General features: G+C 66.7%; 21 protein-coding genes. 9 read left to right on the top strand and 12 right to left on the bottom strand.

The features are described 5' to 3' along the window. Positions 1 to 304: 304 nt before the first annotated feature. Genes G370_RS0106890 through G370_RS0106900 form a run of 3 tightly spaced genes read left to right on the top strand, consistent with a single transcriptional unit; the run spans position 305 to position 1,841 of the window. Positions 305 to 934 carry a superoxide dismutase gene (locus tag G370_RS0106890; RefSeq protein ID WP_019659930.1) on the top strand — a complete coding sequence of 210 codons (630 nt, stop codon included), beginning with the start codon at positions 305 to 307 and terminating at the stop codon, positions 932 to 934. Next, positions 931 to 1,509 carry a flavin reductase family protein gene (locus G370_RS0106895; protein WP_019659931.1) on the top strand — a complete coding sequence of 193 codons (579 nt, stop codon included), beginning with the start codon at positions 931 to 933 and terminating at the stop codon, positions 1,507 to 1,509. Before G370_RS0106890 ends, G370_RS0106895 begins: the two co-directional genes overlap by 4 nt. Next, entirely contained in the window at positions 1,506 to 1,841 is a 336-nt protein-coding gene (locus tag G370_RS0106900; protein ID WP_019659932.1) for a tetratricopeptide repeat protein, read from the top strand. The genes G370_RS0106895 and G370_RS0106900 overlap by 4 nt, the downstream gene beginning before the upstream one ends. A 5-nt stretch (positions 1,842 to 1,846) precedes the next feature. Here the strand turns inward: G370_RS0106900 and G370_RS0106905 are convergent, their stop codons facing one another. Both G370_RS0106905 and G370_RS0106910 read right to left on the bottom strand, forming a co-directional pair. After that, positions 1,847 to 2,995: a fatty acid desaturase family protein gene (locus tag G370_RS0106905; protein WP_010485207.1), complete on the bottom strand. Its 1,149-nt coding sequence runs from the start codon at positions 2,993 to 2,995 to the stop codon at positions 1,847 to 1,849. An 11-nt stretch (positions 2,996 to 3,006) separates the two neighbouring features. Continuing rightward, positions 3,007 to 4,077 carry a ferredoxin reductase gene (locus G370_RS0106910; protein WP_050563255.1) on the bottom strand — a complete coding sequence of 357 codons (1,071 nt, stop codon included), beginning with the start codon at positions 4,075 to 4,077 and terminating at the stop codon, positions 3,007 to 3,009. A gap of 92 nt (positions 4,078 to 4,169) precedes the next feature. Here G370_RS0106910 and fabR point away from each other — a divergent pair, with 92 nt between their 5' ends. Beyond that, positions 4,170 to 4,826: an HTH-type transcriptional repressor FabR gene (gene fabR / locus G370_RS0106915; RefSeq protein ID WP_005409961.1), complete on the top strand. Its 657-nt coding sequence runs from the start codon at positions 4,170 to 4,172 to the stop codon at positions 4,824 to 4,826. Positions 4,827 to 4,937: 111 nt separating this feature from the next. On the opposite strand, the gene mntR is transcribed toward fabR, so the two are convergent. Continuing rightward, on the bottom strand, positions 4,938 to 5,402 hold the full coding sequence (mntR, locus tag G370_RS0106920) for a manganese-binding transcriptional regulator MntR (RefSeq protein WP_019659934.1): 465 nt from the start codon (positions 5,400 to 5,402) through the stop codon (positions 4,938 to 4,940). 117 nt (positions 5,403 to 5,519) lie between these two features. On the opposite strand from mntR, the gene G370_RS0106925 reads away from it, so the two are divergent. Beyond that, complete coding sequence (locus tag G370_RS0106925) at positions 5,520 to 6,851, top strand: Nramp family divalent metal transporter (protein ID WP_019659935.1); 1,332 nt, start codon at positions 5,520 to 5,522, stop codon at positions 6,849 to 6,851. A 248-nt stretch (positions 6,852 to 7,099) separates the two neighbouring features. On the opposite strand, the gene G370_RS0106930 is transcribed toward G370_RS0106925, so the two are convergent. From G370_RS0106930 to G370_RS0106945, 4 genes are all read right to left on the bottom strand, one after another. Beyond that, the gene (locus G370_RS0106930) at positions 7,100 to 7,426 is read right to left on the bottom strand and encodes a thioredoxin family protein (protein ID WP_019659936.1); all 327 of its coding nucleotides are present in this window, start codon (positions 7,424 to 7,426) and stop codon (positions 7,100 to 7,102) included. Beyond that, the gene (locus G370_RS0106935) at positions 7,398 to 7,865 is read right to left on the bottom strand and encodes a flavodoxin (RefSeq protein WP_080112517.1); all 468 of its coding nucleotides are present in this window, start codon (positions 7,863 to 7,865) and stop codon (positions 7,398 to 7,400) included. Before G370_RS0106935 ends, G370_RS0106930 begins: the two co-directional genes overlap by 29 nt. Before the next feature lie 25 nt (positions 7,866 to 7,890). Continuing rightward, positions 7,891 to 8,931, bottom strand: a complete 1,041-nt coding sequence (locus G370_RS0106940) for a ribonucleotide-diphosphate reductase subunit beta (protein WP_019659938.1) — start codon at positions 8,929 to 8,931, stop codon at positions 7,891 to 7,893. A gap of 99 nt (positions 8,932 to 9,030) precedes the next feature. Continuing rightward, entirely contained in the window at positions 9,031 to 11,394 is a 2,364-nt protein-coding gene (locus G370_RS0106945) for a ribonucleoside-diphosphate reductase subunit alpha (protein WP_019659939.1), read from the bottom strand. Between the two features lie 431 nt (positions 11,395 to 11,825). On the opposite strand from G370_RS0106945, the gene G370_RS0106950 reads away from it, so the two are divergent. Next, positions 11,826 to 12,803: a zinc-binding dehydrogenase gene (locus G370_RS0106950; RefSeq protein ID WP_019659940.1), complete on the top strand. Its 978-nt coding sequence runs from the start codon at positions 11,826 to 11,828 to the stop codon at positions 12,801 to 12,803. A gap of 231 nt (positions 12,804 to 13,034) precedes the next feature. Continuing rightward, complete coding sequence (locus tag G370_RS0106955; protein WP_026347015.1) at positions 13,035 to 15,662, top strand: TonB-dependent receptor domain-containing protein; 2,628 nt, start codon at positions 13,035 to 13,037, stop codon at positions 15,660 to 15,662. A gap of 108 nt (positions 15,663 to 15,770) precedes the next feature. Here G370_RS0106955 and betT read toward each other — a convergent pair whose 3' ends face one another. The 4 genes from betT to G370_RS0106975 form a co-directional block, all read right to left on the bottom strand. Continuing rightward, the gene (gene betT / locus G370_RS0106960) at positions 15,771 to 17,750 is read right to left on the bottom strand and encodes a choline BCCT transporter BetT (protein WP_019659942.1); all 1,980 of its coding nucleotides are present in this window, start codon (positions 17,748 to 17,750) and stop codon (positions 15,771 to 15,773) included. 195 nt (positions 17,751 to 17,945) lie between these two features. After that, on the bottom strand, positions 17,946 to 18,326 hold the full coding sequence (locus G370_RS0106965) for a VOC family protein (RefSeq protein WP_019659943.1): 381 nt from the start codon (positions 18,324 to 18,326) through the stop codon (positions 17,946 to 17,948). Positions 18,327 to 18,422: 96 nt separating this feature from the next. Next, positions 18,423 to 18,746: a DMT family transporter gene (locus G370_RS0106970; protein WP_019659944.1), complete on the bottom strand. Its 324-nt coding sequence runs from the start codon at positions 18,744 to 18,746 to the stop codon at positions 18,423 to 18,425. After that, positions 18,746 to 19,099, bottom strand: a complete 354-nt coding sequence (locus G370_RS0106975; protein WP_019659945.1) for an SMR family transporter — start codon at positions 19,097 to 19,099, stop codon at positions 18,746 to 18,748. Before G370_RS0106975 ends, G370_RS0106970 begins: the two co-directional genes overlap by 1 nt. A 150-nt stretch (positions 19,100 to 19,249) precedes the next feature. Between G370_RS0106975 and G370_RS0106980 the strand changes: the two genes are divergently transcribed. Further along, the gene (locus G370_RS0106980) at positions 19,250 to 20,101 is read left to right on the top strand and encodes a LysR family transcriptional regulator (protein WP_019659946.1); all 852 of its coding nucleotides are present in this window, start codon (positions 19,250 to 19,252) and stop codon (positions 20,099 to 20,101) included. 74 nt (positions 20,102 to 20,175) lie between these two features. Here G370_RS0106980 and G370_RS0106985 read toward each other — a convergent pair whose 3' ends face one another. After that, on the bottom strand, positions 20,176 to 21,096 hold the full coding sequence (locus G370_RS0106985) for a M14 family metallopeptidase (protein ID WP_019659947.1): 921 nt from the start codon (positions 21,094 to 21,096) through the stop codon (positions 20,176 to 20,178). Between the two features lie 131 nt (positions 21,097 to 21,227). Here G370_RS0106985 and G370_RS0106990 point away from each other — a divergent pair, with 131 nt between their 5' ends. After that, on the top strand, positions 21,228 to 23,309 hold the full coding sequence (locus G370_RS0106990) for a TonB-dependent receptor family protein (RefSeq protein WP_019659948.1): 2,082 nt from the start codon (positions 21,228 to 21,230) through the stop codon (positions 23,307 to 23,309). Positions 23,310 to 23,371 lie beyond the last annotated feature (62 nt).

A 23,371-nucleotide genomic window follows, 5' to 3' on the forward strand; every position in this document is an offset into this window, starting at 1 on the left:
GTCCCGGCCAGCCCCTCCCCCCCGCCACCGGACCGTTTCCTGCGAGCGCGGGCAGCACTTCAGCGCGCCGGTGAGGTTCGAAAAGCGGGTTCTGGTAGTGCCGGCCGCTGGCCGGCAACCCGACCTTGCCGGCATGCCGGCCAGCGGCCGGCACTACCATTTCGCTCGTGCTGTCCTGCAGGAAGAATCAAAGCGATGAACGCGCACGCACCTCAATCCCGCCCCTTGACCTCAACCAATGTTGAGGTGCGATAACAGTCTCCCCACGGCCAGCCCTCTGGCCTTCCCCACGGAGATTGCTTCGATGTCGTACTCGCTTCCCCCGCTCCCCTACGCCTACGACGCCCTTGAGCCGCATTTCGATGCGCGCACGATGGAGATCCACCACAGCAAGCACCACCAGGCCTACGTCAACAACCTCAACGCCGCCATCGAGCAGGCCGGCATCGCCGAGCAGCCGGTCGAGGCGATGATCGCCAACCTCGATGCCGTGCCCGAGGCGCAGCGCGGCGCCATCCGCAACAACGGCGGCGGCCACGCCAACCACAGCCTGTTCTGGACCGTGCTCAGCACCAACGGTGGTGCACCCGATGACGAACTGGCCGCCGCCATCGACCGTGACCTCGGCGGTTTCGATGCTTTCAAGGAGGCCTTCACCAAGGCGGCGCAGACCCGCTTCGGCAGCGGCTGGGCCTGGCTGACCAGCGATCGCGATGGCCGCCTGCAGGTGGAAAGCAGCGCCAACCAGGACAGCCCGCTGATGGGTGCGGCCGTGGGCCTGTCCGGCAACACCCCGATCCTCGCACTGGATGTCTGGGAACACGCCTACTACCTGCACTACCAGAACCGTCGCCCGGACTACATCGGTGCGTTCTTCAACATCATCAACTGGGCCGAGGTCGGCCGGCGCTACCGCCAGGCCAGGGCCTCATGAGCGGCGAGACACTGCCATACGCCGGGCCGTGGGCGGGGGTCTTCCCCTCCCCGGCCCCGGTGCCGTCGGTCGAGATGCCGCCGCGGGCCCTGCGGCGGCTGCTCGGCCACTTTCCTACCGGCGTGGCCATCGTCTGCACCCGCGATGCGCAGGGCAAACCCATCGGCCTGACCATCAATTCGTTCGTGCCGGTGTCATTGCAGCCGCCACTGGTGCTGTGGAACCTGGCGTTGCATGCGCAGAGCCTGTCCACCTTCCAGCGCGCCACCCGCTTTGCGATCAGCGTGCTGGCGGCCGACCAGGAAGCGCTGGCCCGGCGCTTTGCCGATCCGCAGGTCCGCAACCGCTTCGACGGCCTGGCATTGCTGGATGATGACGAGGATGCCCCACCACGCATCGCCGGTGCGGTCGCCCACCTCACCTGTACCCGCCACGCACAGTGGCCGGTGGGTGATCATCTGCTGCTGGCTGGCCGCATCATCGAAGTGCACGAGAACGGCGGCGCGCCGCTGCTGTTCCATCGTGGCCGCTTCCAGCCCGGCCGCACCGAACTGCTGGTGGAGGTGCGCGGATGAACATCGAAGCCCTGGAATGCATGCTTGCCAACGGCAAGGACGGCGCGCTGCTGCGCTTCGGCCTGGGCAAGGGTTGGCTGGATGCGGGCAACCCGGTGCGCGCGGCCACCCATCTGGGCCGGTGCGTGGTGCTTGATCCGCAGTATTCCGCGGCGTGGAAGCTGCTGGGCAAAGCCTGGCTGGCCAGTGGCCAGCCGCAGGCGGCGCGCGAAGCATGGCAGCGCGGCTTGAGCGTGGCCGGCAGTAAGGGCGACCAGCAGGCACGCAAGGAAATGCAGGTGTTCCTGCGTCGCCTGGACCGCGAACAGGCGGCCCTGGCGAAAGCGGGCTGAGTCGATCAGCCCGCGTTGGCCGATGCCGGTGCGGACATGATGTCCGGCATCGGCAGGCGGCGCGGCTTGCTCGGGAACGCGTGACGCAGGATGCGCCAGACCACCTGGCCGAACTGACGCGGCAGCGAGCCGTTGTTGTAGTGCTGGCCGTAGCGGCGGCAGATGTCCTTCACTTCCTTGGCGATGGCCGCATAGCGGTTGGCCGGCAGATCCGGGTAGAAGTGGTGCTCGATCTGGTGGCTGAGGTTGCCCGACAGCACGTTGATCAGGAAGCCACCGCTGATGTTGGACGAACCGCGCAGCTGGCGCAGGTACCAGTGGCCGCGCGATTCATTGCGCAGGCATTCCTTCGGGAAGGTTTCCGACTCTGCGGTGAAGTGGCCGCAGAAGATGATCACGTAGGTCCAGATGTTGCGCAGGCCGTTGGCCACCATGTTGCCCAGCATCACGGTGAGGAAGAACGGGCCGGCCAGCAGCGGGAAGAACACGTAGTCCTTCAGCACCTGGCGAGCCATTTTCCGCGCCACCGGGCGGGTCTGCATCCACATCGCACGGCCACTGATGCGGCCCTTCAGCCAACGGCCCAGTCGCAGGTCCTGCGCGGCCACGCCCCACTGGAACAGCAGCGCGAAGATCGGCGCGATGATCGGCTGCAGCAGGTAGAACGGCTTCCAGCGCTGTTCCGGGAAGATGCGCAGCAGGCCGTAGCCGATGTCATCGTCCATGCCACGCACGTTGGTATAGGTGTGGTGGCGGAAATTGTGGGTCTTGCGCCAGTTGTCGGCGGTGGCAACGATATCCCACTCGTAGGTGTTGCCATTGAGCTTGGGGTCGCCGGTCCAGTCGAACTGGCCGTGCATGACGTTGTGGCCCAGCTCCATGTTCTCCAGGATCTTCGACAACGCCAGCAGCAGCGTGCCGGTGATCGCGGCCGGCCACAGCAGCGGCATCCAGAACAGCGGCGAGAATGCTGCCAGGAACAGCAGGCCACGGCCACCCACGCCGAACCATCGCACGGCGGCAGCCACACGGCGGATGTAGCGGGTATCGGAGGCGCCGAGGCTGCCGATCACACGGTCGCGGATCGCATCGAGTTCCTCACCGAAGGCATGCATCTCGGCGGTGCTCAGGGCACGGTCGGTAGCGCGGGTCATGGCAGGCGTCCTCAGAGATCCAGAGTCAGGTCGGTGGTCGGTGCGCTCACGCAGATCCGCACCGGCTGTGCCGATTCGGACTGCAGGTCGCCGGTGCGAAGGTGGCGGGTGGCGCCACTGACGCGATCACAGGTACAGGTGTTGCAGATGCCCATGCGGCAACCGTGCTTGGGCTTGATGCCATGCGCTTCCAGGCTTTCCAGCAGCGAGCGGCCTCGCGGCACGCTCAGCTGGCGGCCACTGCGCGCAAGCGTCAGCGACACCTCGCCTTCGCTGCTGGCATCGCGCAGTGGCGCCGGCGGGGTGAAGGCTTCGGCCTGGAAGCCAGCCACCTGGTGCGCCAGGCGCTCACGCGCAGCGGCAACGAAGCCATCCGGACCGCAGGCCAACACATGGCGCTGCGCCAGCGGCGTGTCATCGCCGGCCACCTGCAGATCATGGGTATCGATGCGCGCGGCCGGCGCCTCACCCTCGCGGGTGGTCAGCAGATGCACGCGCAGGTTCGGATGGGCCGCGGCCAGCGCCTGCAGTTCATCACGGAACTGCAGATGGGCGGCGGTGCGCTCCCAATAGAACAGGTCCACCGGTGCTGCCAGCGGGCGCTGGCAGGCGTCGCGCAACAGGCTGCGCATCGGCGTGATGCCACTGCCGGCAGCCAGCAGCAGCACCGGCGCCGCGGCCGGCATATGGAACTCGCCGAAGGCGGCATCGAGGCGGAACAGTTCGCCCGGTTGTGCATGGTTTACCAGATGCTGGCTGACCCGGCCGCCATCGATCGCCTTGACGGTGATCGCCAGCTCGCGCCGACCCAGTGCGGTAGGGCTGTAGCTGCGCTGCCACAGGCGCCCCTCAATCTCGACGCCCAGGGTGACGTGCTGGCCGGCGCGCATGCCGGCCCAGTGCCGGTTGGTGCGCAGGACCAGGGTCGCCGCGCCCTCGCCGGCCGGCTCGCGCCGGACCAGTCGGGCCACCGGCTCGCGCAGGGTCCACAGGGGATTGAGCTGGCCCGCCCAGAAATCGAACAGCGACGGCGAGACCCAGCGGTACGGAGAGAACAGGGACGGACGGACGACAGCGCTCATGGGCGCACTATACGGGCGCACATACACCTGTGTATACATGTGTATATTGAACCGGATTGGGTATGATTCAGCCTCGCCCCACCGGAACCCCCATGGCCGCCGCCACCGCCTTGTCGACGCCTGAAGATGCCAACAGCCCGGCCCGCCGTACGGTGAGCCGCGAGGATCTGCTGGCTGCCGCCCTGAAGCTGATCGGGCCACACCGCAGCCTGTCCACGCTCAGCCTGCGCGAAGTGGCACGTGAGGCCGGCATTGCGCCGAACAGCTTCTACCGGCAGTTCCGCGACATGGACGAACTGGCCGTGGCGCTGATCGACGCGGCCGGCCGTTCGCTGCGCACCATCATCGGCGAGGCCCGCCAGCGCGCCACCTCTACCGCCACCAGCGTGGTGCGCGTTTCCGTGGAGACCTTCATGGAACAGCTGCGCGCCGACGACAAGCTGCTGCACGTACTGCTGCGCGAAGGCGCGGTCGGCTCGGACGACTTCAAGCACGCGGTCGAGCGCGAGCTGCACTACTTCGAAGAAGAGCTGCAGCACGACCTGGTGCGCCTGGCCGCACTGGATGGCGCCGTACTGCATGCCCCGGAACTGGTGGCCAAGGCCATCACCCGGCTGGTGTTCGCGATGGGCGCCACCGCCATGGACCTGCCGCCGGAGAAGGATCCGGAACTGGTCGAGCAGATCTCCACGATGATCCGCATGATCATCGTCGGCGCCCGCACCCCCGCCGCGTTCCGTCGCGGCTGACGATCGGCCCCGGGGCTCGGATCCCTTTCCGCCGGAAAGGGCTCTGACCCGTTTCCCTCCCCACAGCGGCCTCCAACCTCCGGCCTGCAGGGCCCGGCCCCAGCGGTCTGCTCAGCCGCCCTCGGCCTTGCGCACGAACGCCTCGAACAGCGCCAGCGTCTGCTCGCTCACATGGTGCTCGATACCCTCCGCATCACGCCGTGCCGTATCAGGGTCCACGCCCAGCGCCAGCAGGAAACGCTCCACGGTCTGGTGCCGCTGGCGGCTGGCATGGGCCAGCGCTTCGCCTTCCGGGGTCAGGAACACGCCGCGGTACGGCCGCTGCACCACCCAGCCATCGCGGGCCAGGCGCCGCAGCATCTTCGCCACGGTGGGTTGGGCCACGCCCAGGCGGGTGGCGATGTCGACCTGGCGGGCCTCGCCGCCGTCGGCCAGCAGGTCCGAGATCAGCTCGACATAGTCCTCCACCAGCTCCATCCGGTGCGCTTCGCGCACTTGCCGGAAGCTCTCGACCTGGCGCTCAGCCTCGATCAAGGGGGTGCTTTTCAGCGATGTCGAATCGTCGGTCTTGCCCACGCCTGCGCCTGTCCTTCCGGTGTACTGCGGTGTCGAAGCTGAATTCTGGACCAGTCACACGACAAAGACGATTGTTTCACATTGCTAATGACTATAGCACGGGCTATATTCGGATCCATGAACACTCTGGCGCCCCGCGACCCTTCGGCCTCCACCCCGGCCAGCCTGGGCGCGCTCAACGCCTCGGTCGCGGTGCCCGAAAAGGGCCACTGGTGGTTCCGCCTGCTGGCCTTCCTTGGCCCGGGCTACATGATCTCGGTCGGCTACATGGACCCGGGCAACTGGGCCACCGACCTCGCCGGTGGTTCGCGCTTCGGCTACCTGCTGCTGTCGGTCATCCTCATCTCCAACCTGATGGCGGTGATCCTGCAGGCGCTGTCGGCACGGCTGGGTATCGCCACCGGCATGGACCTGGCGCAGGCCTGCCGCGCGAGGTACCCGAAGCCGGTGAACCTGGCGCTGTGGGCGCTGTGCGAGGCAGCGATCATCGCCTGCGACCTGGCCGAGGTGATCGGCACCGCGATCGCGCTGAAGCTGCTGTTCGACCTGCCACTGCTCTGGGGCGCGGTCATCACTGCGCTGGATACGCTGCTGGTTCTGCTGCTGATGAACCGCGGCTTCCGTGCGCTGGAAGCCTTCGTGATCGCGCTGCTGATGGTGATCTTCGCCTGCTTCGTAGTGCAGATCGCGATGGCTGCGCCGTCAGCGATGGCGGTGCTGGGCGGCTTCATTCCGCGCGCGCGGGTGGTGACCGATCCGCACGCGCTGTACATCGCGATCGGCATCATCGGTGCCACGGTGATGCCGCACAATCTCTACCTGCATTCGTCCATCGTGCAGACCCGCGCCTACCCGCGTACCGACGAAGGCCGCCGCAGCGCGCTGCGCTGGGCGGTTACCGATAGCACCCTCGCGCTGACCCTGGCACTGTTCATCAACGCCAGCATCCTGATCCTGGCAGCGGCGGTGTTCCATGCCAATGGCCGATTCGACGTGGAAGACATCGAGCAGGCCCACCAGCTGCTGGCGCCAATGCTGGGCGTGGGCGCGGCGGCGACACTGTTTGCGATTGCCTTGCTGGCCTCGGGCCTGAATTCGACAGTGACCGCCACGCTGGCCGGCCAGATCGTGATGGAAGGCTTCCTGCACCTGCGCCTGCCGCCGTGGCTGCGTCGGCTGATCACGCGCGCGCTGGCGATCATTCCGGTGGTGGTGGTGATCCTGCTGTTCGGCGACCAGGGCGCGGTGAAACTGCTGGTGCTGAGCCAGGTGGTGCTGTCGATGCAGCTGCCGTTCGCGATCATTCCCCTGGTTCGGATCGTGACCGACAAGGTGACGATGGGTGCGCTGGTGGCACCGCGCTGGCTCGGCGCGATCGCCTGGGTGATCGCGCTGGTGATCGTGGTGCTGAACGTGAAGCTGCTGGTGGATACCTTCAGCGGAGCCTGACGCCGAAGCACGGACCCTGCCCCGGTAGATCCACGCCATGCGTGGATGCCCTTGTAGAGTCGAGCCATGCTCGACTCATCGCTCACCGCGCGAACGGCAGCCGAGCATGGGCTCGGCTCTACAAAAAGTGAGGCGCGCGAAGTGCTGCCAGGCGTGGCCCGGCGCTACCGATATGACCGTGGTAGATCCACGCCATGCGTGGATGGCTTCTCGCATCGTGCGGAGAGCAGTCGAGCATGCGCTCGGCTCTACAAATGCAGCGCGATCGCGGCCTCGATCTGTTGCGGCGACTGGAACCCGGCGAGGCGCGTGCGTTCATCACCATCACGGAACAGGGACAGCGTCGGCGTCTGCCGCAGCCCCAGTTCCCTGAAGAACGCCTCGCCCAGCACCTCCAGCTGCACGCGCAGCAGCGTGGTGCCCTGCCCCGCGACGCTGTTGGCCACCAGGTGCAGCGACATCTCCAGCATCCGGCACCCCGGGCAGTGGTCCTTGTGAAAATCCACCAGCACCCGCGGGTGCTCGGCCAGCAGCTGCTGGAACTGCTCAGGCGTGGTGGCGTCGATGATCTGCATCCGTGTTGCTCCAGTAGTGGGCCAGGACCGTATCGGTCCAGGCGTCGATGGCTGCGGCGTGACGCTCGCCATGCGGCATCTGCTCGATCTCGAGCGGCGGATAGTCGCTGCGGAAATAGCGGATCAGCCGGTGCACGGCGCCGCAGTAGTACTCCTGCCCCCACTGCGTTTCGCCGGTGCCGAACACCGCCAGCTGCCGTGGCCGCTCGCCGCGCTCGGCGATGCCGGCCACCCATGCCTTCATCTCCGCTGGCGTGCGGCCGGCGTTGTCGGTCCAGCAGCCCAGCAGCACCAGGTCGGCCTCATCGGCCGCCAGCGGCGGTGCCTGGCGCAGGTCGTCGGCCTCCTGCCAGTACACCGCATGACCGGCAACGCGGCAGCGTTCGGCGATCTGCCGGCCGAGTTCGCGGGTGTTGCCGCTCAAGGAGGCGACCACCATCAGGATGCTCAGCACGGCGCCAGGCTCAGAGATCGTCGAAGCCGTTGTCGACGTTGGTCTTCTTGTAACTTGCATTGCGCATCTCGAAGAAGTCGGTCTTGGTCTCGGTGAAGTTGTCGGCGTAGGCCTTGATCCACGGCATCACGTTGTCGGTGGTGTCGCTGTACAGGCGCTCGATGCCGAGCATGCCGGCCATCTTGTTGGCGCGGTACTTCACGTAGCGCACCATCTCGTCCACGTCGATGCCATCGATGCCATCCAGCACCTCCGACGACCACTGCGTCTCAAGCTCGATGGCATGTTCGAATGACTGGTGCACATAGGCGGTCAACTCATTGGTCTGCAGCTCGGGGTTTTCACCGATGATGGCGCGGATCAGCTCGCTGATGAACTTGGTATGGGCCAGCTCGTCGCGATTGATGAAGCTGATGATCTTGCCGGTGCCGTTCATGCGGTTCTGCCGCACCATGTTGTAGAAGTAGGCGAAACCGGAATAGAAGTTGATGCCTTCCAGGATCGAGGACTGGATCAGCGACTTGAGCAGGGTCTCGGCGGTCTTCTCGCGCATGAAGTCGTCATACGCGCCCATGATCGGGGCATTGCGCTTGATGATGGTCGGGTGGGTGCGGGCGATCTCGAAGATGCGGTTCTGGTTCGGCAGGTCGGTGATCGAGGCCAGTACGTAGCTGTAGCTCTCGTTATGGATCACTTCCTGCTGGCCGATGATCGCCGCATTGGCATGCGCGGCCGGGTCGGTGATGTACTCGGCGACGTTGTAGATGAAACGGGTCTGCGGTGAGTCGAGCGTGGCCAGCAGGCCGATGATCGAATCGTAGGCGTTCTTTTCACGTGCGTTGAGCTCGCCGTACTGGCGCGCATCGAACTTCATGTCGACCTCGTCGGGAATCCAGAAGTTGGTCGACAGCTCCTTGTAGGCCCGATAGAAGGACGGATACGGGATATCGTTCCAGTTGAGGATGCCGCTGGTACGGCCGTTGATGATGCCGGTGCTGCGGTTGGGATGGCGCGGTTCGAGGATCTTGATGCGGTCGAGGGGGGTTGCCATGGTGTTACCTGCAGGGGGTAGCGCCGGGCCATGCCCGGCGGAATGTGCGACGGCCGCGCGATGCGCTCGCCGGGCGTGGCCCGGCGCTACCGTGGATGGTCAACTGGCGCACCACTCGCATTCGCTGATGTCGATGTCGTTGGAGCGCACGTAGTAGGTGGTCTTCAGGCCTTCGCGCCAGGCGCTCAGGTGCAGCTCCAGCAGCGTGCTGGCGCGGATGGTGCTGGGCACGTACAGGTTGAAACTGATCGACTGGTCGACATGGCGCTGGCGGCGGGCGTTCTGGCGCACGCTGGCGAACTGGTCGACCTTGTAGGCACCCTTCTCGTAGTACGGCCAGGTTTCCAGCGACAGGCCCGGCGCCGCCACCGGCCGCCGGAAGTCCTTCTTTTCCTCGTAGTAGAACGCGCTGTAGATCGGGTCGATCGAGGCCGTGGATCCTGCAATCTGCGCGGTGCTCATGTTCGGCGCCACCGCCAGCAGCCAGCCGTTGCGCAGGCCGTGCGTGGCGACCTCGCGGGCCAGGCTGTCCCATGCGGCGCCAGTGTAGTCGCGGTCACGGAAGTAACGCCCGTGGTGCCAATCGCTGCCGGTGAACATCGGATAGCTGCCCTTCTCCTTCGCCAGCTGCGCGCTGGCCTGGATGGTCAGGAAGTTGATGCGCTCGTAGAGACGGTCGGCCAAATCCTCGGCATCCGGTGACTCCCACTGGATCGCCTGCTGCGCCAGCAGGTGGTGCCAACCGAACGTGCCCAGGCCGATGGCGCGGTACTTGCGGTTGGTGATCGTGGCCTGCGGCACCGGCAACGCATTGAGGTCGATCACGTTGTCGAGCATGCGCACCTGGATCGGGATCAGGCGCTCCAGCACATCGGTGGCCAGCAGGTCATCCGGCGCACTGATTGCCCGGCCGAGGTTGATCGAAGACAGGTTGCAGACCACGAAGTCACCGGCGCGGCGCGTGGTGACGATCTGGTCGCCGCTGACGATCTCCTGGATCATCCGCGTCGGGCTCATGTTCTGCAGGATCTCGGTGCACAGGTTGCTGGAATAGATCATGCCCGCGTGCTTGTTCGGGTTCCGGCGGTTGACCTCGTCGCGGTAGAACAGGAACGGATTGCCGGTCTCCAACTGGCTGAGCATGATCCGCTTGAACAGATCGATCGCCTTCACCGTGCGGCGGCTGATGCGCTCGTCGGCCACCAGTTCGGCATAGCGGTCGCGGAAGCTGCCCGCGCCGCGCGTCTCATCGTAGAAGTCCTGCAGGTACCAGCCCTTGGCCTGCTTCACCTCGTGCGGGTCGAACAGGTACCAGTCGGCGCGGCGCTCGACCGCTTCCATGAACAGGTCGGGCACGCACACCGAGGTGAACACATCGTGCGCGCGCAGGCGCTGGTCGCCGTTGTTCAGGCGCAGATCCAGGAAGGCCTCGATATCGCGGTGCCAGATGTCCAGGTACACCGCCACCGCGCCCTTGCGCTGGCCAAGCTGGTCGACCGACACCGCGGTGTTGTTGAGCTGCTTGATCCACGGCACCACGCCGCCGGAGGAATTGGCCACGCCCCGTATCGGCGCGCCGCTGCTGCGCACATAGCCCAGGTAGGCGCCGACGCCGCCACCGTGCTTGGACACGCGGGCGATATCGGTGTTGGAGTCATAGATGCCCTGCAGGCTGTCGTCCACCGTGTCGATGAAGCAGCTGGACAGCTGCCCACCCACCTTGCCGGCATTGGCCAGGGTCGGTGTGGCGACGGTCATGTACAGGTTGGACAGCGCCCAGTACGCCTCGCCGACCAGCTGCATGCGGCGTTCGCGCGGCTTTTCCTCCTGCATCAGGTACAGCGCGATGGTCAGCCAGCGCTCCTGCGGCAGTTCGTAGACCTCGCGGCTGCGGTCGCTGGCCAGATAGCGCGTGGCCAGCAGGTACAGGCCGTTGTAGGCGAACAGGCGGTCGCGCTCCGGGTCGATCATCTCGCCGGCCTGCTGCAGCTCTTCCTTCGAATAGCAGCGCAGGATGTCGTTGCTGTAGATGCCGCGGTCAGCCAGGCTTTCCTGCAGGCCCACATACGAACCGTACTTCAGGCCGACGTCGTAGAAGCGGTTGCGGCTGGCGCGCTTGTACAGGCGGCGCAGGTAGATGCGCGCGGCAAACTGTTCCCACTCGGGTGCAACCAGGTCCACCCGCGATTCGGCCTCGCGGATCAGCAGATCGACCAGGTCGTCGGCGCTGATGCTCGGTTTGCGCTCGACCATCGCCTGCACCACGCGGCGATAGTCGCTCACGTCCAGCTGCGGGAACTCGGCATGCACGGCGTCGATGCTGCGCTGCAGGCGCTCGGCCTCGAACGGCAGGCGGCGGTTGCCGGCCTCCTTGGTGATCCAGGTCGGCACGCGCTCGCCACCGGCGCGCAAGGCGTCGCCGGCGCCGGCCAGATCGGCCACGCGGAAGGTACTGTCGGTCATGGTGGTGGAACTCCAGGCTCGCACGCGCTTTGGCGGTCGATGCCATGGCGGCCCTGAACGCGATACCGGCGCACGGGGCGAACGGGTGGATTGCCAGGGCACGGGAACGTAGGTCGTCGGCATCTGCCTGCGCCTGCGGCCGGTATCCGGGCCGTGGGGGCGACCTGCGTCCGCACGATGGCGGCCGCGTCGACACGGCAAGCCATCAGGGGCGGGCCGCAGGACGTTTGCTGCATGTCCGGCGGCGGCGGCTGACCGGGAGTGACGGCCACAACATAGTGGGGATATCCCGAACCGTCAACACAAGATGCGGTAATCAGCACATGTCGCGACGATCAGTCGCAGGATGCCGTGTTGCAGCTGCGGCGCCTTGTCGACAGCCCCTGCGGCCCCAGTTCGGTACAACATCAACTTTCCCCGGAACACCACCCATGCGCGCTGCCCAGTACCCCTCCTTCGGCAACCCGGCCGACGTCCTTGCCATTGCCGATGCGCCGCTGCCTGAGCCCGGCCCCGGCGAGGTGCGCATCCGTACCGTGCTGGCCTCGATCCACAACCACGATCTGCTGACCGTGCGCGGCCTCTACGGCTACAAGCCGACCCTGCCGGCGATTGGCGGCAGCGAAGCATTGGGCGTGGTCGACGCACTGGGCGACGGCGTCGACGGCCTGCAGATCGGCCAGCGCGTCGCCGCAGCCTCGGTACACGGTACCTGGGCCGAGGCCTTCATCGCGCCGGTACGCATGGTGATTCCGATGCCGGAGGCGATCCCCGACGAAATGGCCGCGCAGCTGATCGCCATGCCGCTGAGCGCGCTGATGCTGCTGGAGTTCCTGCACGTCGAGGCGGGCCAGTGGATCGTGCAGAACACCGCCAACGGCGCGGTGGGCAAGTCGCTGGCGATGCTGGCGCGGGCGCGTGGCGTGCATGTAGCCAACCTGGTGCGCAATGCGGATGCCGTGGCGCAGTTGCAGGCGCTGGGTATCGATCATGTGTTCGACACCTCGGTGGACGGCTGGAAGGATCGCGTGCGTGAAGCGACCGGCGAAGCACAGGCGGCGGCGGCCGTGGATTCCATCGGCGGCGACGCCAGCGGTGACCTGGTCGACCTGCTCGGCCACCACGGCACGCTGGTGTCGTTCGGGGTGATGAGCGGCGAACCGATGCGCATCCCGGCCGGCGGCCTGATCTACAAGGAGGCCACAGTGAAGGGTTTCTGGGGCAGCAAGGTCAGCCAGGCGATGGCCGTGGAGGACAAGCGCCGGCTGGTTGGCGAACTGCTGAAGCGTGCGGCGAGCGGCGAACTGACCTTGCCGGTGGAGCAGATCTTCGCGCTGGACGACATCGCCCAGGCGGCGAAGGCCGGGGCCGGTTCGGGCCGCAACGGCAAGGTGCTGCTGCGGCCTTGATGGGCTGGCATTGCCTTCTGTAGAGCCGAGCCACGCTCGGCTGCTTCCGGTCAGTGCGCGGAGCCGAGCGTAGGCTCGGCTCTACAGCAGCGTGCGCACCAATGCTCTGCACTCCTCGCACCGTTCGTTAAGAACCTGTGATGTATAACTGAATGCGCTTTCGTCATTGGAAGGCGCATGTACCTGCATGCGGTACTGACGGCTCCTCCCCCGTTCGGCGTTGTCGCTTCCATGTACCGCACCACCCTGAACCTGCTTGCCGGCGCGATCGCGCTCGGCCTCACCGCCGGCGCTGCCGGCGCCGCTGAAACCGCCGATGCCGGCAAGGACAGCACCACCCTCGGCACCGTGCTGGTGACCGGCTCCAACATCAAACGCAGCGACACCGCCGGGCCGAACCCGGTGCAGATCGTCAGCCGCGAACAGATCGAGCAGACCGGCCGCTCCACCCTCACCGACGTGCTGCGCAACCTGTCGGCCAATGCCGGCAACAGCTTCGACGAGCAGTACACCGGCAGCTTCGCCGCCGGCTCGGCCTCGATCGGCCTGCGTGGCCTGTCGCCGAAGAACACACTGGTGCTGGTCAACGGCTACCGCGTGTCCAACTTCGGCTTCGCGCTCAATACCCAGGACACCTTCGTCGACCTCAACGCGCTGCCGATCAGCGCGGTGGAACGCATCGAAGTGCTGAAGGACGGCGCCTCGGCGGTGTATGGCTCCGACGCCATCGCCGGTGTCATCAACATCATCCTGCGCAAGAACTTCCAGGGCGTGGAAGTCGGCGGCGGCTTCGGTACCGCCACCCAGGGCGGCCTGGACGAACGCAAAGCCAACCTGCTGGCCGGCTTCGGCGACCTGGAGCAGCAGGGCTGGAACGTGCTGTTCGGGCTGGACCTGCTCAAGCGTGATCGCCTAGACGCCGACCAGCGCGCCTATACCCGCAGCGGCGATTTCCGCGACCAGCCCGGCGGACGCCTGGCCGGCTGGTCCACCGCCGGTGGCAATTGGCTGTCCAACCCGCGCGCGCCGCAACCGTTCGCCAACTGCCCGGATGGCAGTCAGCTGCGTCCCTACAGCGATTTCGGCAGCACCCTGCCCGGCCAGGCCTGCGCCTTCAACGCGCAGCCGTTCAAGACCTTGCAGCCCGGCGCCGAGCGCCTGCAGGCGTCGTTGAGCGCGACCTACCGCTTCAACGACAGCGTCGAAGCCTTCGCCGACGTGCTGTACAGCCACAACAAGGCCGACCAGATCTTCAGTGCGCCGCTGACCGTTGGCCCCGGCCTGCGTGCCTACAACCCGGCTACCGGCACGCTCATCGACGTGCCGGCGGTGCTGCCGGTCGGCCATCCCAACAACCCGGGCAGCACGCCACTGCCGTTCGAGTACACCTTCTTCGATCTCGGCCCGCGCCTGAAGGACAACACGCAGGTGTTCTACCGCGCCCTGGCGGGCGTGCGCGGCAGCGGTGAACGCTGGGACTGGGAAGTGGCGGCGCTGACCTCGCAGAGTGCACAGCGCGAGTACGTGGACAATTTCGTCAACCGCTACGCGTTCGAACAGATCCTGCGCGATGGCAGCTACAACTTCCTCAACCCGTCCAGCACGCCGGGCGCGCTGGATGCACTGCGCCTGCAGACCAAGCGCCCGGGCTGGTACAGGCTGCACGCGTTGAACGTGAAGGCCTCGACCTCGCTGTGGGAGCTGCCGGCCGGTGCGGTCGGCTTCGCCTGGGGCGCCGAGTTCCGCAAGGAGTCGCTGGATGCGCGTACCAGTGCACAGGTGCTGTCGGGCACCGAACTGCGCCCGGCCATCAACGTGGTCAACGGCGAGCGCCAGGTCAGTGCCGCCTATGCCGAACTGAGCGTGCCACTGCACCGCACGTTGGAGCTGCAGGTGGCCGGCCGCGGCGATCACTACGATGACTTCGGCAAGGCGTTCTCGCCGAAGGTGGCGCTGCGCTGGCAGCCGTTGGACAGCCTGCTGCTGCGTGGCTCGTTCTCGCGCGGGTTCCGCGCGCCCTCGTTGCCGGAGATCGCGCCCGGCCAGACCGTCAGCTACGGCTCGGTGATCGATCCACTGGATCCGCTGCAGCCCGGCGGCAGCCGTGGTGTGACCAACATCCGCACCGGCAATCCGGACCTGAAGGCCGAACGCTCGCGCAACTTCAACCTGGGTGCGGTGTGGTCGCCGGATGCCGATACCAGCATCGGCCTGGACTGGTACCGCATCGAGCAGGACAACCTGGTCAAGCCGGACAGCGCGCAGTTCATCGTCGACAACCCGACGCTGTTCCCCGGTCGCGTGCAACGTGATGCGCAGGGACGCATCCAGTTCATCACCAACCAGTACGCCAACCAAGGGGAGTTGACCACTTCGGGGCTGGATCTGGACGCCAGCCGCACCTTCCGTACCGACGGCTGGGGCAACTTCACCGTGGCCGGCAGCTGGACCCACCTGCTCAGTTTCAAGCAGCCGCTGGTAGCCGGCCAGGCACCGTACGAAGGCGCCGGCAACAACCGCCACGGCGCGCTGCCTCGCACCCGCGGCACCACCTCGTTGAACTGGGCGGTGGGCGACTGGAGCAGCACGCTGAGCCTGCAGTACGTGAGCGGCTACGACCAGCGTGTGGCGACGGCGACCAGCAACCCGGGCCTGCGCGACCGCATCAAGCCGTATCACCAGCTGGACCTGTACGTAGCGTACGAAGGGATTGCCAACACCACGCTGTCGCTGTCGGTGCTGAACCTGACCGACAAGGACCCGCCGTTCGACCCGGCCGGTGGATCCAATGGGTTCGACATCAGCCAGTACAACCTGCGCGGGCAGTTCGTCTCGCTGGGCGCTCGTTACAGGTTCTGATTGCCACTGTAGAGCCGAGCCATGCTTGGCTGCTCTTCCGACACCGAGGAGCCGAGCGCGGGCTCGGCTCTACAGGGGGGTGCGGACCAACGGTCCGCACCCACCGCATCAACGGCTCAGGTGCAGGAACTGCAGGTGCCGTTCGTACTGGCTGATGATGTCGTTGATGATCTGCTTTCGGCTGTATCCCACCAGGTCGTAATCCTGGCTGCCTTCGAACAGGTGCACCTCGGCGCGGTAGTAGCGCTGGTTGCGCAGCTGCTGCGCGGCAAACGACGGGGTCAGGTAGCCGCTCAGGATCACCCGGTACAGGAAGTCCTGCTGCTCGCCGTGGTTCACCGTCAACTCCATGTCGCCGGCCTCGAAGCGCGTGGCCACGTCCCAGGCCTGCCCGCGCAGCTGCTCGGCCACCGCCTCCATCGCCGGCTTCACCGTGTCATCCATGAAGCGGTAGACCTGGTCGCGCACCGGGAAGTGCATGGCCTGGCTCAGGCGCTGGCGCCAGCCCCGGTGGTGGCGATCGTCTCCGATCAACGGCGACGGCCGGTACTGCAGCGCGCGCTTGCGGTGCGACTCGTCACTGAAGGCGCGGGTCAGCCCCCACATCATCAACAACAGGATCGCCGAGAACGGCAACGACGCCAGCACCACCGCCGACTTCAGCGCATCGATGCTGCCGGCCAGCAGCAACCCGGCGGTCAGCACCGCGATCACCGTGCCCCAGAACACGCGCAGCCAACGCGGACCATCATCCTCCGGCGCACCGCCGTGCGAGGACAGCGTGGACAACACCACCGCCCCCGAGTCGGCCGAGGTCACGAAGAAGATGAAGCTGACCAGCACTGTCACCGTGATCACCGCGCGGCTCCAGGGGTAGCCGTCCAGCAGCGCATACAGCACGGTCGGTGGATCATCCACCGCCAGCTGCGCCAACTGTTGCTGGCCGTGGTGCAGCACCTGGTCCAGCGCGCTGTTGCCGAAGATCGACAGCCACGCCAGGGTGAAACCCAGCGGGATCAGCAGCACGCCGAACACGAATTCGCGGATGGTGCGGCCGCGCGAGATACGTGCAATGAACAGCCCGACAAAGGGCGCCCAGCCGATCCACCAGGCCCAGTAGAACACCGTCCAGCCGCCCAGCCATTCCGGTCGGCCGCCGTAGGCATACACATCGAAACTCTTGCCGACCACGCTGCCGAGGTAGTCGCCCAGGTTCTGCATCAAGGTGCTGAGCAGGTACTGGGTGGGGCCGGCGCACAGCATGAACAGCACCAGCGCGATCGCCAGCAGCATGTTGATGTTGGCCATCCAGCGCACGCCTTTCTCGACGCCGGACACGGCCACCGCCACCGCCGCGCCCATCATGGCCACCACCAGGATGATCTGCACCAGGTTGGAATGCGGGATGTTGAACAGGTGCGCCAGCCCGGCATTGAGGTGCAGCACCCCGAAGCCCATGTCGGCGCCGATGCCGAACACGGTGGCGACGATGCCCAGCGCGTCCACGGTGTAGCCGATCGGGCCGTTGATGCGCTTGCCAATCAGCGGGTACAGCGCCGAGCGCAGCGCCAGCGGCAGGTTGTGGCGGTAGGCGAAGTAGGCCATCGCCATCGCCGCCAGCGCGAACACACCCCAGCCATGCAGGCCCCAATGCAGGAACAGCAGCTGCATGGCCTGGCGCGCACCGGCCTCGCCCGCGGCCGGATCGCCCTGCGGCGGCTGCAGGTAGTGGGTCAGCGGTTCGGAAACGCAGAAGAAGAACAGCGTGATGCTGATGCCCGCCGCGAACAGCATGCCGGCCCAGGAGAGGTAACTGAACTCCGGTTCGTCATGGTCGGCACCGAGCTTGATGCCACCGTACTTGGACAGCGCCACGCCGACCACGAACACCAGGTACAGGGTCATCGCCAGCAGGTAATACCAGCCGACGTTGAGAGCGGCCCAGTCCTGTGCCTTCAGCAGAAGGCGGCCTGCCCCCAGCGGGAACAGGCTGACGAACAGCGCGAACGCCACGACAACGATCGCCGCGAAGGCGAACACAGGCCGAAGGGTGCGCACCGGGGATTGTTGCGGCTCCAGTACATCCATGGGGCGGCGTTCTCCGGTAGATCAAAGGGTTAGCCGACCGATTGTGGCTGAACCGCAGTGGACAGAGCATGAAGTTGCGGCCTGTGGTCACAGGCCCGGCCCACCATTCCGTGTTATCACGCGCGCGCAGGAGCGTGCCTGCGAGCGCAGCCGCGCGCGGACCGCGTGCATCGCGGCCACGCGCGTCCTGTCCAATCACGACATCACATGGACCGCACACAGCTTGTTGCCATCCGGGTCACGCAGATAGGCCAGGAACACCTGCCGACCGGACATGTTGCGGACGCCGGGGGAATCTTCGATGGCGGTACCACCGTGAGCCACGCCAGCTTCCTGCCAGGCACGCACGGCCTCTGCACTGCCCAGACTGAAACCGATGGTGCCACCGTTGGCATGGCACGCTGGCTGCCCATCGATCGGCGCGGTTACACCGAACATCCGCCCATCCTTGAAGTACAGCAGCCGTCCCTTCTCGTCGAATACGCCCGCACGTGCCCCCATCGCGGCGAACAGGGCGTCGTAGAAGCGACGCGCGGCCTCCATGTCGTTCGTTCCTACGGTGATGTGGCTGAACATGCGGGCACTCCATGTGGAAAACCGCAGTGTCGATGAGCAGGGGCGACTTCGCAAATCGCTGCACAATCGCCGCCCAGCTTGCGACAAGGCGTGCTGCTACTTGGCGGTGCTGAGCAGCAGTACCGCCGCCGTGACCAGGGCGATGCCAACCCAGCCGATCGGCCGCAGGCGGTTGCCGAACAGCAGGCGGCCGCAAGTGGCGGTGCCGATCACGCCGATCGCTCCCCACATCGCATAGGCGGTGGCCAGGTCCATGTAGCGCACCGCCTGGCCCAGCAGGGCGAAGGCGATCCAGACCATGACGACCGCGCCGACGGCCCAGCGCCAGCGGCGGAAGCCCTCCGACTTGGCGACCATCATGTTGGCGGCAACGTCGATCAGCGCAGAACAGATCACGAAAAACAGGGCCAGGGTATTCATCAGTGCGCCTCCCCGAGGGTGACACAGACGATGCCGACCACCGCCAGCACGAGGCCGGCCAGCTGCTGCAGCGACAGACTCTCGCCAAACACGGTGAGGCCGACCACGGTCAGCAGGGTCAGGCCCAGGCCTTCCCACACCGCATAGGCGACACCGACCGCGATGCGGCGGACCGACAGGGCCAGGAAGTAATAGGACAGCGCCAACGCGCCGGCCATGATCAGGTAGCCGGTCCAGCCACCATCGCGGGCTGCATGGGCCATGAACGAGGTGCCGACCACTTCGGCAACGATCGCCACGGTCAGGCAGGCCCAGGCGACCAGCGCGCCACGGGCGGGAACAGTACGGGACATGTGAAACTCCTTGCGGGACGCGGACAGCGCCCCGCCCTCAGTAGATCCACGCCATGCGTGGATGCCCCGCAGACAGGGGCGACGGCGGACAGTATCATCGCCTTTTACGGTCGATTCAAAATGGATACCATCGATAGGAGCGATGGATCAATGCCCTATTCCCCTGAATCCCTGCAGGCGTTCGTCGAAGCGGCCGCGCTCGGATCGTTCTCGGCGGCGGCGCGTCGCCTGCGCAAGACCCAATCAACGGTCAGCACCGCCATCGCCCACCTGGAGGCGGACCTGGGCGTCAGCCTGTTCGACCGCAGTGGACGCTACCCGCAGCTGACCGAAGCCGGGCACCAGGTGCTCGTCCATGCCCAGGAAATCCTCGCCGCCGATACCCGCCTGCAGCAGTTGAGCGTGCGGCTGGCCGCCCCGGTCGAAGCGCGGCTGACCGTGGTGTTCTCCGACGTGTATCAGCTCGATCCGGAGCAGCGCGTGTTGCAGCGCTTTGCCGAAGCGTTCCCCGAGATCGAACTGGAATGGCTGGATGCCGAAGGCGAAGACGTGCTGGAACTGGTCGGCAGTGGTCGCGCCGCGCTGGGCCTGCTGCCGCGCCAGGAAAGCTACCCGGATGGTCTGGTGGCACGGCCGTTGGCCCATCACAGCGAACTGTCGGTGTATGTGGCGCGCGACCATGCGCTGGCCGACGCCGGCCGTCGCGCAGCTTCCCAGCTGGCACGGTACCGGCAGGTGCGATTGAGCGCGGAGGTCGACCATGCGCGGGCGGTTACCGGGCTGGCGTGGACCGCCACCGACTACCTGATGGTGATGGAGATGGCCGAGGATGGCATCGGCTGGGCCGAGCTGCCCCGCGCATTGGTGCAGCGCTACGACCGCGGGCAACTGGTGGAACTGACTCTGCCCGGCTGGCCACGACGCATCCACAGCGACCTGCTGTGGCGCCGCGATACGCCGCCGGGGCCAGCGGCGCTGTGGTGGGCCGACGCGTTGGGGTGAACCGAAAAAGGGGACGGAGGGGATTAAGTCGTTTGTGCCGCAAACGACTTAATCCCCTCCGTCCCCTTTTTTCATCAACGATGGGCGAGCGCGTAATCCAGCGCCGCGCACACCGCTGCCACCTGGGCGTCGTTGCACTGCTGCGGGGTCGCCCGCGGGCTGTCCGGGTAGACCTCGGTGGTGGTGGTGTAGGTCGCACCGGTGATGCCGGCACACAGGCCCAGCTTCACCAGCGGATACTCGATCACGCCGTGGGCCACCACCGGCGAACCGATGATCTCGCCCTTGTCGTCGGCCGGCGCGATGTGGGTGACCTTCTCCACCGCGGCGATGACTGCCTGCTGGAACGCCGCCTGCGGGTTCTCGCTGTCGTCCACCAAGTAGAAGCCATCGGGAATCAGGCCCGGCTCGAACGGCTTGCCGTCACGCGCGGCCAGCGCCGGGCGGAACTCGCTCTCGTCGCTGTCGGTGGTTTCGTGCAGGTCGATGTGCAGCACGAACTGGTCCTTGATCGGCGCGATCAGTTCGATGACAGCGGTCGATTCGCGGGCCGGGCCGTCGGCGCGGAAATTGCGGTTCGGGTCGATCGCATCGAAGTTCCAGCGGTTGATGCGCTCGAAGCCCCACGGATTCACGCACGGTGTCACCAGCAGATTGGCCTTGCCGGCGTAGTCGGCGGCGTGCTTTTCGAGGAATTCCAGCGCGCCCATCACGCCGCTGGTCTCATAACCGTGCACGCCACCGGTAACCAGGGCAGCCGGCAGCGCCGGGTTCCAATCGCGGCTGCGCAGGGCGAACAGAGTGTAGGTCTCGCCAGCGTAGTCGAGCTGGCCATAGGCCACCTTGTCGAAGCGCGAAGCCAGCGCCTCGATGCGGGGCAGCACCTCCTCGTCATAGCGACGCAGGCGCTGCTGGCGGCCACGCCACACCTCCCGTTCCGCTGCGCCCCACGGCTGGCCAGGGGTTCCGACGGGGTAGAAGGCAGCTTGGGACATGGCAGATCTCGGCGGTCAGGAAAGCAGTCGCGCACTTTACCACCGGGGCATCGGCATGAACCGGCAGCGCATTCCCTTGCACAACGGAATCAGCAATAATTCTCATTTACGACCTTCCACAGCCTGCACCGATGCCCATCCTCGCCCTGCAACCGGCCCGCCTGCCCCTGGCCGCCGCCCTCGCCCTGTGCCTGCTCCCGACCACCCGTGCCTTCGCCCAGGACGGCGCCACCACGCTGGACAGCATCCAGGTCGCCGGCAGCTGGCTGGGTACCGGCCTGCATGACAGCGTCAAGCGCTTTGCCGGCGCGCGCACCGTGGTCGACCGCCAGCGCATCGAGGCCAGCGGCGCGGCCAGCATCGGCGATGCCATGCGCCGCATCCCCGGCGTGCAGGTCACCGACAACTCCGGCACGGCCGGCAGCTCGGTGTCGCTGAACATCGGCGTGCGCGGCCTCACCGGGCGCTACTCGCCGCGCTCGACCGTACTGTTGGACGGCGTGCCGCTGGCGGTGGCGCCGTATGGCCAGCCACAGCTGTCGTTCGCGCCGACCAGCCTGTCCAACATCGAGTCGATCGACGTGGTGCGCGGCGGCGGCGCGGTGCGCTACGGGCCGCAGAACGTCGGTGGCATCATCAACTTCAGCACCCGCGCCATTCCCACCGAGGCCGGCCTGCACGGCGAAGCCGGCGTGCGCTACACCGCCTACGACCATGGCGGCGGCGACAGCGCCCAGTACAACGCCTTCCTCGGCGGCACCGGCGACAACGGCTTGGGCGCCGCCCTGCTCTACTCCGGCCAGGACGGCCGCGGCTGGCGCCAGGGCAGCGATGACCGCTTCAACGATCTCGCGCTGAAGTTCGCCTACGCTATCGACGAACAGCAGGAGCTGCGTGCCAAGCTGTCCTACTACGACGTACGCTCGCTGACCCCGGGCGGCCTGACCCGTGCGCAGTACGAGGCCGATCCGTTCCAGAACACCCGACCGACCGATTTCTGGAAGGGCCACCGCACCGGCATCGACCTGGGCTACACCAACACGCTGTCGGCCAACAGCGAGTTCGAGGTGCTGGCCTATTACAACGAGAGCACCCGTGCCAGCTCGCTGATCAACGCCGCCAACACCCAGTTGACCGTGCAGCCGCGCGACTACCGCGTGCTTGGCATCGAGCCGCGCTATACCCAGCGCCTGCACTGGGGCAGCGCGGTGCATGACATCACCGCCGGCTACCGCTTCCTGCGCGAGCGCGGCAACGACCGCAGCTACACCGTCGCCCGCCGCACCGGCACGGCCAGCGCCACCACCCGCTTCGACAACGCCACCGACGCGCACGCCTTCTACATCGACGACCGCATTGCGATCGGCCAGTGGCGGATCACGCCGGGCGTGCGCATGGAATGGATCGACATGGACCGCCGCCAGGCCGGAGGCACGGCGACCTTCAGCAGCCGCAACGACAAGGCCCTGCCCTCGATCAACATCGCCTACCTGCTGACTCCGCAGCTGACCGTGTTCGGCAACTACACCACCTCGTTCGGACCGGTACAGAACATCCAGCTCAATTCGCAGACCGCCAGCAATCCGCTGAACCCGGAAGTGGCCAAGACCACCGAGCTGGGCGCACGCTGGCAGGATGGGGCACTGCGCGCGGAAGTGACCGTGTTCAAGATGCGCTTCGACAACCAGATCCTGCAGGTGCCGGGCATCACCCCGCCCACCTTCCAGAACATCGGTGCCACCGACCACAAGGGTGTGGAGAGCGCACTGGAGTACCACTTCGCCGAGGACGGCGCGCTGGCCGGGCTCGAGCTGTACGCCAACTACACCTGGACCAAGGCGATCCAGCAGTCCGGCGACAACCGTGGCCTGGACGTGCCGTTCTACTCGCGCGACACCGACAGCATCGGCGCCCGCTACGCGCTGGCCGGCTGGACCTTCAACGTCTCCAGCACCCACCAGAGCGGCCAGTTCTCCGACGCTGCCAACACCTGGGCCGAGAGCGCTGACGCGCGCGTGGGACGCGTGCCGGGCGTACGCCTGTGGAATGCCCAAGTGGCCTGGCAGGTGCCGGGGCCGGGTAACAGCGAGATCGCGCTGGGCGTGAACAACCTGGCCGACAAGCGCTGGTACACCCGCAACGTCGATGGCAACGCAGGCCGCATGGTGGCCGCGCCGCGCACCTTCTACGTAAAGGGCCGCTACCGCTTCTGAGCCGGTAGCCGCCCGATGCGGTGACGGTGGCGCTCACGGTGGCGGCGTATCATGCCGCCACC

This window comes from Stenotrophomonas hibiscicola ATCC 19867 (assembly GCF_000382065.1).
Taxonomy (GTDB): Bacteria; Pseudomonadota; Gammaproteobacteria; order Xanthomonadales; family Xanthomonadaceae; genus Stenotrophomonas; species Stenotrophomonas hibiscicola.

Coding starts and splice junctions, on each gene's coding strand:
- G370_RS0106930 (WP_019659936.1), bottom strand. CDS start 7,426: ATGCAGATCATCGACGCCACCACGCCTGAGCAGTTCCAGCAGCTGCTG.
- G370_RS0106925 (WP_019659935.1), top strand. CDS start 5,520: ATGAACACTCTGGCGCCCCGCGACCCTTCGGCCTCCACCCCGGCCAGC.
- G370_RS0106955 (WP_026347015.1), top strand. CDS start 13,035: ATGTACCGCACCACCCTGAACCTGCTTGCCGGCGCGATCGCGCTCGGC.
- G370_RS0106985 (WP_019659947.1), bottom strand. CDS start 21,096: ATGTCCCAAGCTGCCTTCTACCCCGTCGGAACCCCTGGCCAGCCGTGG.
- G370_RS0106950 (WP_019659940.1), top strand. CDS start 11,826: ATGCGCGCTGCCCAGTACCCCTCCTTCGGCAACCCGGCCGACGTCCTT.
- G370_RS0106940 (WP_019659938.1), bottom strand. CDS start 8,931: ATGGCAACCCCCCTCGACCGCATCAAGATCCTCGAACCGCGCCATCCC.
- G370_RS0106935 (WP_080112517.1), bottom strand. CDS start 7,865: ATGGTGGTCGCCTCCTTGAGCGGCAACACCCGCGAACTCGGCCGGCAG.
- G370_RS0106990 (WP_019659948.1), top strand. CDS start 21,228: ATGCCCATCCTCGCCCTGCAACCGGCCCGCCTGCCCCTGGCCGCCGCC.
- G370_RS0106965 (WP_019659943.1), bottom strand. CDS start 18,326: ATGTTCAGCCACATCACCGTAGGAACGAACGACATGGAGGCCGCGCGT.
- fabR (WP_005409961.1), top strand. CDS start 4,170: ATGGCCGCCGCCACCGCCTTGTCGACGCCTGAAGATGCCAACAGCCCG.
- G370_RS0106895 (WP_019659931.1), top strand. CDS start 931: ATGAGCGGCGAGACACTGCCATACGCCGGGCCGTGGGCGGGGGTCTTC.
- betT (WP_019659942.1), bottom strand. CDS start 17,750: ATGGATGTACTGGAGCCGCAACAATCCCCGGTGCGCACCCTTCGGCCT.
- G370_RS0106900 (WP_019659932.1), top strand. CDS start 1,506: ATGAACATCGAAGCCCTGGAATGCATGCTTGCCAACGGCAAGGACGGC.
- G370_RS0106905 (WP_010485207.1), bottom strand. CDS start 2,995: ATGACCCGCGCTACCGACCGTGCCCTGAGCACCGCCGAGATGCATGCC.
- G370_RS0106975 (WP_019659945.1), bottom strand. CDS start 19,099: ATGTCCCGTACTGTTCCCGCCCGTGGCGCGCTGGTCGCCTGGGCCTGC.
- G370_RS0106890 (WP_019659930.1), top strand. CDS start 305: ATGTCGTACTCGCTTCCCCCGCTCCCCTACGCCTACGACGCCCTTGAG.
- G370_RS0106970 (WP_019659944.1), bottom strand. CDS start 18,746: ATGAATACCCTGGCCCTGTTTTTCGTGATCTGTTCTGCGCTGATCGAC.
- G370_RS0106980 (WP_019659946.1), top strand. CDS start 19,250: ATGCCCTATTCCCCTGAATCCCTGCAGGCGTTCGTCGAAGCGGCCGCG.
- G370_RS0106945 (WP_019659939.1), bottom strand. CDS start 11,394: ATGACCGACAGTACCTTCCGCGTGGCCGATCTGGCCGGCGCCGGCGAC.
- G370_RS0106910 (WP_050563255.1), bottom strand. CDS start 4,077: ATGAGCGCTGTCGTCCGTCCGTCCCTGTTCTCTCCGTACCGCTGGGTC.